This window comes from Flavobacterium sp. Arc2, assembly GCF_041431385.1.
Lineage (GTDB): Bacteria > Bacteroidota > Bacteroidia > Flavobacteriales > Flavobacteriaceae > Flavobacterium.
In genome coordinates, this window is the sequence record NZ_JASMRH010000057.1 from 1 (window position 1) to 2012 (window position 2012).

The 2012-nt window shown below is 29.1% G+C and carries 1 protein-coding gene; it reads right to left on the reverse strand.

Translation table 11 applies throughout. The features are described from left to right. Positions 1-145: 145 nt before the first annotated feature. Positions 146-781 (reverse strand): hypothetical protein, encoded by a 636-nt coding sequence (locus QO182_RS19385; RefSeq protein ID WP_371563696.1) that lies wholly within the window; start codon positions 779-781, stop codon positions 146-148. Positions 782-2012: the final 1231 nt, after the last annotated feature.

Below are 2012 nucleotides of genomic sequence, written 5' to 3' on the forward strand. Positions count from 1 at the left end.
AGGAGGTTTTTTCACAGCCTGACGTTATGCCACTTTGAGATGGCTGGAAGTTCGTAACCGCTCAATTTTCGGCTTAACGAAAACTTGATGCGAAACGCTAATTCCACTAAACTCCAGCTAGCTCAAAATGGCGGTTGTGTGAGGTTTATTTTTTTGTTTTCAATATTTGTTTAATTGCATTATTGTATTTTTTGTCATAACTTTTTGAATTTCCACTTTGGTCATCATAAATTACAATGTTTAAATCGTAAATTTCACTGTTTTTAATTTTATAAAAAGATGTCCAATTTTGACCAGAAACTACATAGTTGTCAACAATATTGTATTTGGAATTATAACTTGGGTTTTTTATTTCTTCAAATCCTTTCACTTTTTTAAAACTGTTAGTTTTAGGATTAAATAAGTATAAATAATAAGTCAAATTACTTCTTACATCGGATATGTTTTGAACCAAAATATCTTTTATATTATCATTATTGAAATCTTCAAATTTTATTTCTTGATAACGACTAAAAATAGAATCTTTTAAAATAACTTTTTGGATATTATTTTCTTTTTGCTCAATTTTAAGCAATGTATTTAGTTCTCCAAAAAAACCTTCTTTTTCTTCGCTTTTGTTACTTGTCAGTTTTATAGTGATATTTTTATTTATATAAATTGAATCACATTTAATTTCTACGATAGTATCATTGTCTTTCTTTTTTTGAGAAAAAGTGTGAGTGCTTACAATTAATAAAATAATTAAAGCTATAATTTTAAATAATCTCTGTCTAAATTTCATTTTTGAAATACTGAATTCATCGTCATTTTGGTTAAATCTCACACAACGTTATGCCACTTTGAAATGGCTGGAAGTTCGTAACCGCTCAATTTTCGGCTTAACGAAAACTTGATGCGAAACGCTAATTCCACTAAATTCCAGCTAGCTCAAAATGGCGGTTAGCGGTTCGGTTTTCTTGTTGAATTCAGATTATTAATTTCAGCACTTTAGATTTTCCATTTCTAATTTTATTTAATTTCAATGTTTCAGCACAAACTTCTTCAAATCTCTATTTTTTATATTCAGTAAAATTTGGTTCAAAAGTTGTAAAATGATAAACTGCAATTACGAACAAGCAAATTATAATTATGATTAAATTCTGCTTTAAGAATTTTAATAATATTGCTATTAATAATCCAAAAGTTAAAATCAATCCTTTTTTTGCGTACGGCGCAAATATTTCAAAGGCTAAATATTTTGGAATTAAAGGATTGTTTAAATTAAATTTTGTTGAATAATATTTTTCAAAAACAAATAGTAAATGAAAAATCAAAACAATCAGAAAAGAATTTGCAATTTTTTCAAAGTTTTTTTTCTTATTTATTTCGTTTAATTTTTCAAACATTTCTTTAGATATTATATTTTCAAATTATTTTCTTTAGCGGCTTTTTGGCTAAACTGACCGCTAACGTTTTTGGCTTTGTGAGGTTGCGAAATTCGTAGCCAATTTCTTTCGGCTAATATATAACATAATTGCGAAACGAAAACGTGAGGTTACAACAAAACTCGCAATCACACAAAACCAGTGTTGCTGTGAGTAATTATTTCAATAATCGTTTTTTTCGCAATTCTGTTTTTCGCCGCAATACATTTCGCCGCAAACTGCATCACTATCATTGAAGCAAATAATTTTCTGCTTAACGATTTTGTCATGATCCATTTGAACGCAAACTGCATCGCTTTAATTGAATTAAAATACTTTCTGCTTAACGATTTCGCCAGAATCTATTTGGACGCAAACTGCATCGCTTTAATTGGATTAAATTATTTTCTGCTTAATCAATTTGTTCTGATTTTTTCAGCGCAAAATTCGGCAAGATTATTCACAGCAACGTTATGCCACTTTGAGATGGCTGGAAGTACGTAACCGCTCAATTTTCGGCTTAACGAAAACGTGATGCGAAACGGTAATTCCACTAAATTCCAGCTAGCTCAAAGCATCAATGTAAAAGCATAACTTTGAGAGTACTAA

Excerpts from the sequence above, each read along its gene's own strand:
- QO182_RS19385 (WP_371563696.1), bottom strand. The coding sequence starts at position 781 with ATGAAATTTAGACAGAGATTATTTAAAATTATAGCTTTAATTATTTTA.